The 7,476-nt window shown below is 67.8% G+C and carries 6 protein-coding genes; 3 read left to right on the top strand and 3 right to left on the bottom strand.

Features of this window, described 5'->3' with window-relative positions; all coding sequences use genetic code 11:
• Positions 1-139 precede the first annotated feature (139 nt).
• Together D7W79_RS35360 and D7W79_RS35365 are read left to right on the top strand one after the other, a co-directional pair.
• Complete coding sequence (locus D7W79_RS35360) at positions 140-1,027, top strand: ABC transporter permease (protein WP_171438083.1); 888 nt, start codon at positions 140-142, stop codon at positions 1,025-1,027.
• Entirely contained in the window at positions 1,024-1,935 is a 912-nt protein-coding gene (locus D7W79_RS35365; RefSeq protein WP_120529723.1) for an ABC transporter ATP-binding protein, read from the top strand. The genes D7W79_RS35360 and D7W79_RS35365 overlap by 4 nt, the downstream gene beginning before the upstream one ends.
• Positions 1,936-1,954: 19 nt before the next feature.
• On the opposite strand, the gene D7W79_RS35370 is transcribed toward D7W79_RS35365, so the two are convergent.
• Positions 1,955-2,185, bottom strand: coding sequence for a sulfurtransferase TusA family protein (locus tag D7W79_RS35370; RefSeq protein WP_120529724.1), 231 nt, complete (start codon positions 2,183-2,185; stop codon positions 1,955-1,957).
• Between the two features lie 245 nt (positions 2,186-2,430).
• Between D7W79_RS35370 and D7W79_RS35375 the strand changes: the two genes are divergently transcribed.
• The gene (locus D7W79_RS35375) at positions 2,431-4,383 is read left to right on the top strand and encodes a DsbA family protein (protein WP_120529728.1); all 1,953 of its coding nucleotides are present in this window, start codon (positions 2,431-2,433) and stop codon (positions 4,381-4,383) included.
• A 98-nt stretch (positions 4,384-4,481) separates the two neighbouring features.
• Here D7W79_RS35375 and D7W79_RS35380 read toward each other — a convergent pair whose 3' ends face one another.
• Together D7W79_RS35380 and D7W79_RS35385 are read right to left on the bottom strand one after the other, a co-directional pair.
• Positions 4,482-4,868 (bottom strand): RidA family protein, encoded by a 387-nt coding sequence (locus D7W79_RS35380; protein WP_120529725.1) that lies wholly within the window; start codon positions 4,866-4,868, stop codon positions 4,482-4,484.
• Between the two features lie 81 nt (positions 4,869-4,949).
• Positions 4,950-7,169 carry a RelA/SpoT family protein gene (locus tag D7W79_RS35385; RefSeq protein ID WP_120529726.1) on the bottom strand — a complete coding sequence of 740 codons (2,220 nt, stop codon included), beginning with the start codon at positions 7,167-7,169 and terminating at the stop codon, positions 4,950-4,952.
• Between the last annotated feature and the right edge of the window lie 307 nt (positions 7,170-7,476).

Below are 7,476 nucleotides of genomic sequence, written 5' to 3' on the forward strand. Positions count from 1 at the left end.
CTCCTTGGGGGGGCAGGGAGCAGACCGCCGGATCCTAGTCGCTGAGGGCGCGCTGTCCACGGCTTGCCTCCTCGACTGCCCTCTTCGTCAGGGAGAAACCTGGGAAGGTGACCGGAGGTCCAGTAGGGTCCTGTGCACCTTGGACGGACTCAAAGAGGCATTGGTCATCTGGGCAGCCGAGCTGCGCCGGGCCGTGAGAAGCGGCCGGGCCATCGTGCTGCTCGGGCTCTACAGCATGTTCTCCGCGCTGGTGCTGCTCGTGGTGGGCTTCGTCACCCGCGAGCTGCAGGCCCAGGTGAACGCGAAGCTCGCCGAGAACGGCGGGGACCCGGAGATCGCCATGCGCGCCGCGGAGGAGATGCGCCGCGGGGTGCTGGGCTTCCTCGCCAGCAACGACGCCGCGATGATGGAGGCCCTGGCGCAGGTGCCCATCGTGGTGCTCATCGTCTTCAAGATCACCCTCTTCTTCCTGCCCGCGTACATCGCGCTGATGGGCTTCGACCAGGTGAGCGGCGAAGTAGGTCCGCGCTCCATGCGCTACCTCACCGTGCGTGCGCGCCGCTCGTCGGTGCTGCTGGGCAAGTTCCTCTCCCAGGCCACGCTGCTGGTGGGGCTGGTGCTGGTCATCGACCTGGCCATCTTCGTCTACGCGCGCATCCTCAACGACGACTTCGCCTTCGGGACCCTGGTGCTCAACCTCCTGAAGTTCTGGAGCGCCACCATCGTCTTCTCACTGGCGTACGTGGCCCTCACCACCCTGTGCTCCAGCCTCTTCCGCAGCCCCGCGGTGAGCCTCGTCTTCAACTTCATCCTGCTCTTCGTCTTCTGGCTGATGGACTCCGTGGGGCGCTCGGTGAGCGAGGAGAACCTGCTGCGCTTCCTGCGCTACCTCTCCCCGTCCTACTACTCAGCCAACCTGCTGCACCCGAAGCTGGCCGAGTTCGCCGTCAGCGGCGCGGCCTACGCCGCCTTCGCGGCGGTCTTCCTCTTCGGCGCCTACGGCGTCCTGCGCACGAGGGACCTGTGAGCGACCCGGCCATCCAGCTGAACAACGTCTCCAAGCGCTTCGGCCCCAAGGTCGCCGTCAACGCGGTGAGCCTCCAGGTCCAGAAGGGCGACGTCTACGGCCTCATCGGTCCCAACGGCGCCGGCAAGACGACCACCTTCTCCATGATGTGCGGCTACCTCTACCCGTCCGAGGGCTCGCTCCAGGTGATGGGCGTGTCGCCCACCACGCCCGGCGCCCTCAAGGGCCGCGTGGGGGCGCTGCCCCAGGACGCGGTGCTGCCCCCGGGCTGGGAGGTGGGCGCGCTGCTCATGTACTGGGCCCGCCTGTCGGACCTGCCCCAGCCGGAGCACGAGGCCCGTGGCGCCCTGGAGAAGGTGGGCCTGATGGAGGCCTGGAAGGTCCAGACGCAGGCGCTCAGCCACGGCATGGCCAAGCGCGCCGCCATGGCCCAGGCCCTGATGGGCCGCCCGCCCCTCGTCCTCCTGGACGAGCCGACCGCCGGCCTGGATCCGCGCATCGCTGCGCAGGTGCGTCAGGTCATCAAGGACATGAAGGGCACGCAGACGGTGGTCGTCTCCAGCCACAACCTCCAGGAGCTGGAGGAGCTGTGTGACGCCGCCGCCATCCTCGACAAGGGCTCGCTCGCGCAGGCGGGCACCATGTCCGAGCTCACCGGCCAGGGCGCCGAGTTCCGCGTCCAGATTGCCCGGGGCGACGTCATCATCCCCGAAATCACGTCCCTGCCCGGCGTCACCGACGCGCGCATGGAGGGCCCGGACGTGCTGCGCGTGCGCTTCGACGGCCAGGCCCAGAAGGCCGAGGAGGTCATCAGCCGCACCGTCGGCCACCTCCTTCAGCACCAGGTGCTCATCCTCGGCGTCAGCCGCGGCCGCCGCCTGGAGGACCGGGTCCTTCAGCTGCTGTAGGCCCACGCCCCACGGACGCTCACCCCGCCTTGCGCACCCAGCCCACATAGTGGGCGCCGCGGCGCTCCATGCGGACCAGCGTGTTGCCCGTCGCGTCGCACCACGCGGGCAGGTCCGCCTCCAGCCCGCGGTCGGTGGAGACCAGCTCCACCAGCGTCCCGGGCGCAAGGCGGCGCATCGCCTTGGCGATCTCCAGGATGGGCACCGGGCAGAGGGCCCCGGACGTATCCACGCGCACACCGGCTTCCATGGCCCCGCATCCTGTCACGAAACCCTGACCGCCAAAGTGGCACGACGCGCGCCATGAGAGGGAATTTTGCTCCTCCCAGCGTCGTTGTCCGCCCCTTCGAGGCCTCTGGATTCGTGGCGGACGCAGGCGGGTATCGCGGCTTGCGTGTCTGGAATTCCCTCTGTTAAGTACCCCGCCCCTTTCCCTACCCAGACACCCGCTTGGGGCCCGGAGTCGGACCTATGGCGCAGGAGCATTCCCAACCCATGAAGCCCAATGTCATCGTGGCCTTGCTGATCGGCCTGGTGCTCGGGTTCGTTGGCGGCCGTGCCGCCAGCGGCTCGAAAGCCACCCCCGCCAACACGCCCTCCGTCGCGCAGGCGGCCAACAAGCCCGCGCGCGCCGTGGACCCCACCGTCTTCAAGGTGCCCGTCGACGGCGCCCCCACGAAGGGCAGCGCCAACGCGCTCGTCACCCTGGTGGAGTTCTCCGACTACGAGTGCCCGTTCTGCAGCCGCGCGAACACCACCGTCGAGCAGCTCCAGAAGGACTACGGCAGCAAGCTGCGCGTGGTGATGCGCCAGAACCCGCTGTCCTTCCACCCGCACGCCAGGCCCGCGGCCCTCGCGGCGCTCGCGGCCGGTGAGCAGGGCAAGTACTGGGACATGCACAGCCTCCTCTTCGCCAACAACAAGAAGCTGGATGCGGAGAGCCTGGAGGGCTACGCCAAGCAGATCGGCCTGGACGTGGCGAAGTGGAAGGCGGACATGGCGGACGAGCGCCTGGGCGCCACCATCGACAAGGAGCAGGCCCTGGCCCAGCAGCTGGGCGCCAGCGGCACGCCGGCCTTCTTCATCAACGGCCGCTTCCTCTCCGGCGCGCAGCCCATCGACAACTTCAAGGCCCTCATCGACGAGGAGCTCGCCAAGGCCGAGGGCCTGGTGAAGAGCGGCGTCGCCCCGTCGCAGGTGTACGCGCGCATCATGGAGAAGGGCGTCGAGCGCGCCCCGGCCCGCGCCCAGCAGCAGGCGGAGCCCCCCGCCGCCGCGAAGAAGGTGGACGTCCCCGCGGACTCCCCCGTCGTCGGCCCGGCCACCGCGAAGGTGACCATCGTCGAGTGGTCCGACTTCGAGTGCCCGTTCTGCAGCCGCGCCGTCCCCACCATCAACAAGATCAAGGAGACCTACGGCAAGGACGTGCGCGTGGTGTTCCGCCACCAGCCGCTGCCCATGCACTCGCACGCGAAGCTCGCCGCGCAGGCCTCCATGGCCGCCCACGAGCAGGGCAAGTTCTGGGAGATGCACGACAAGCTCTTCGCCAACCAGCGCGCGCTGGAGCGCGGTGACCTGGAGAAGTACGCCCAGGAGATCGGCCTGGACGTGAACAAGTTCAAGGCCGCCCTGGACTCCAACAAGTTCTCCGCGAAGATCGACGCGGACTCCGCCTCCGGCATGGCGGTGGGCGCCAACGGCACGCCGGCCTTCTTCATCAACGGCCGCTTCCTCTCCGGCGCGCAGCCCTTCGAGGCCTTCAAGCCCCTCATCGACCAGGAGATCGCCAAGGCCGACAAGGCGCTCGCCGCCGGCACCAAGGCGGAGGACCTCTACGCCAAGCTGAACCAGGACAACGTCAACGCCGCTCCGGCCGCCCCCGCGGCGCCCGCCGAGCCGGCGGTGCAGAAGGTGGAAGTGGGCAACGCCCCGGTGCGCGGCGCGAAGAACGCGCCCGTGACCATCGTCGCCTGGTCCGACTTCGAGTGCCCCTTCTGCAGCCGCGCCGTGCCGACCCTCGAGCAGGTGGAGAAGGAGTACAAGGGCAAGGTCAAGATCGCCTTCAAGCACCAGCCCCTGCCCTTCCACCAGCACGCGAAGCTCGCCGCGCAGGCCTCCATGGCCGCGAACGAGCAGGGCAAGTTCTGGGAGATGCACGACAAGCTCTTCGCCAACCAGCGCGCGCTGGACCGCGAGAGCCTGGAGAAGTACGCCCAGGAGCTGAAGCTGGACATGAACAAGTTCAAGGCGGCCCTGGACTCCGGCAAGTTCGACAAGCAGATCGAGGCGGACATGGCGGACGGTGCCTCCAAGGGCGCCAACGGCACGCCCACCTTCTTCATCAACGGCCGCACGCTGGTGGGTGCGCAGCCCTTCGATGCCTTCAAGAAGGTCATCGACGAGGAGCTGAAGAAGGCCGGCGTCGTGATGGCGGCGGAAGCGAAGTAGTCCTCCCGCGCTGCTGAAGCACACAGGCCGTCGGCTCCCCCAGCGGGAACCGACGGCCTTCGTGTTTCCAGCGGCTGCGCGTGTCCGCAGCGTCCGCGTCAGGACACGGCGATGGCGTCGATCTCCACCTTGGAGCCGCGCGGCAGCGCGGACACCTGCACGGTGGCGCGGGCCGGCGGGGAGCCGGTGAAGGCGCGGCCGTAGACCTCGTTCACCTTGGCGAAGTCACCCAGGTCGGTGAGGAAGATGGTGCAGCGCACGACGTGGGTGAAGTCCAGGCCGCTGGCGGCGAGCACGGCCTTCAGGTTCTTCATCACCTGCTCGGCCTGCGCGACGACGTCGCCGGGGACGATCTCCATCGTCTTCGGGTCCAGGGGAATCTGGCCGGACAGGAACGTCATCTTCCCGGCGTCCACCTGCACGGCCTGGGAGTAGGGGCCAATCGCCTTGGGGGCGTCGTCGGAGTGGATTGCCTTGCGCGCCATGCAGCACACCTCGCGTTGAGGCGGCCCCGTCCAAGGAAGACGGGGCCGCGGGTCCGCCGCGCGCTGTAGCACAGGCCGGGGCTAGATTCGCTCGACCGAGTAGACGCCCGTCAACCGCTCGATGGAGCGCATCAGGTCCGTCAGCTGCTTGAGGTCGGAGATGGTGACCTCGAAGGTGTTCACCGCCCGGTCGTCGCCGGTGGCCCGGCAGTTCGCCTGGGAGATGTTGACGCTCTTCTTGGAGAACGTGTTGGTGATGTCCGCCAGCAGGCCCGGCCGGTCCGCCGTCAGCACGCGCAGCGTGACGGGCCGCTTGAAGTCGCCCTTCACGTCCCAGGACACGTCCACGCGCCGCTCGGGGTCCGTGGCCAGGGCCTTCTCACACCCCACGGTGTGCACCGTCACGCCCCGCCCCCGGGTAATGAACCCCGCGATGGGGTCTCCGGGAACGGGGTTGCAACAGCGCCCGAAGCGCACCAGCACGTCGTCCACGCCGCCAATCTGGACGCCGCTGCGGCTGTTGCGCCCCACCAGCCGCTTGGCCAGGTCCGTCATGCGCGACAGGCCCGGCAGCATGGAGGCGTTGTTCCCCGTGCCGCTGCCCGTCCCGTTGCCGTCCGAGGGGCGCGGGGGTGGCTCCGCCGCCGCCAGCTTGTCCTGCGGCACGATGCGCTGCACCAGCTGCTGCGGCGTCACCTTGCCGTAGCCGATGGCGACCAGCAGGTCGTCCTCGACGCGGAAGCCCAGCTCCTCGGCGACCTTCTTGAGCTCGCCGGACTTCATCTGCTTGTTGAAGTTGAGCTGGAAGCGCTTGAACTCGCGCTCCACCAGTTCGCGGCCCAGCTGCAGGCTCTTGTCGCGCTGCTGCTGCTTGATGAAGCCGCGGATGCGCTGCTGCGCGCGGCTCGTCTTGACGAAGGTGAGCCAGTCCTTGGACGGGTGCGCCTGGGGGCTGGTGAGCACCTCCACCGTGTCGCCGTTCTTCAGCTTGTAGCGCAGGGGAACAATCTTCCCGTTCACCTTGGCGCCCACGCACCGTCCGCCCACGTCCGAGTGGATGGCGTACGCGAAGTCCACCGGCGTCGCGCCGCGCGGCAGGCTGCGCACGTCGCCCTTGGGCGTGAAGACGAAAACTTCGTCGGTGAAGAGGTCCACCTTCACCGTCTCGAGGAACTCCTTGGGGTCCTTGAGGTCCTGCTGCCACTCCATCAGCTGGCGCAGCCAGGCGAACTTCTCGTCGTCCTTGGAGATGGGCGCGCGGCCTTCCTTGTAGGCCCAGTGCGCCGCGATGCCCTCTTCCGCGATCTTGTGCATCTCCGCGGTGCGGATCTGCACCTCCACGCGCTCGCTCAACGGACCAATCACCGTGGTGTGCAGGGACTGGTACATGTTGGGCTTCGGGATGGCGATGAAGTCCTTGAAGCGCCCGGGCACCGGCTTCCACATCTGGTGCACCATGCCCAGCGCCTCGTAGCAGGAGGGCACGGACGGCGCGATGATGCGGAACGCGATGATGTCGTGGATCTGATCGAAGTCGATGCCCTGCGACTTGATCTTCTTCCAGATGCTGTAGACGTGCTTGAAGCGCCCGCTGACGTCGCCCTTGAGGCCGCGCTCCTGGAGCTTGGCGCGCATCAGGTCGCAGGTGTCCTCGATGTACGCCTCACGCTCCTTCTTGCGCTTGTTGAGCTGCTCCTCCAGCGCGAAGAACTCCTGGGGCTTCACGTAGCGGAAGGACAGGTCCTCCAGCTCCGTCTTGATCCAGGAGATGCCCAGGCGGTTGGCCAGGGGCGCGTAGATGTCCAGCGTCTCCTGTCCGATGCGGGCCTGCTTCTCCTCGGACATGTGATCCAGCGTCCGCATGTTGTGCGTGCGGTCCGCCAGCTTCACGAGGATGACGCGGATGTCCTGCGCCATCGCGATGATCATCTTGCGGAAGTTCTCCGCCTGCTTCTCCTCCTGGGAGAGCGTCGCGGACGCGGAGAACTTGGACAGCTTCGTCACGCCGTCCACCAGCTGGGCGACCTCCGGACCGAACAGCTCCGTGAGCTCCTCCGCGGTGGCGAGCGTGTCCTCGATGGTGTCGTGGAGCAGGCCGGTGACGATGGACGCCTCGTCCAGCTTCAGCTCCGCCAGGATGCCCGCCACCTCCAGGGGATGAATCAGGTAGGGCTCACCGGACTTCCGGAGCTGCCCCTGATGGACCTTGGCCGAGTAGACGTACGCCTTCTTGATGATGTCCAGGTCGGGGTCCGGGTGGTACGACGCAACCCGCTGCAGGATGTCGTTCAGGCGAATCATCGAGGCGGTGACAATCGTAACTGCCTCAAACAGCAGGGGCAACGTTACCCTGGAACATCGCGTGCCCCGCCGGGCGCTGGCTGGAGCCCGGGCGCCCTGGACAGGGGTCCGAGGCTTTCATTGACCCGGCGTTTCACGCCCCCCTAGATTGGCCCACTGCCCATGTCTCAGCTTCTGCTGTCCGCGCTCCCGGTGGTCTGCCCGAATTGTGACGGCTACAACCCGCCACGCTCGGCCACCTGCGTGCTGTGCGGCCAGGCGCTGGAAGCTGTCTCTTCTACACATCTCCGAGCCCACGAGACATGCG

The organism is Corallococcus exercitus (genome assembly GCF_003611585.1).
Taxonomy (GTDB): Bacteria; Myxococcota; Myxococcia; order Myxococcales; family Myxococcaceae; genus Corallococcus; species Corallococcus exercitus.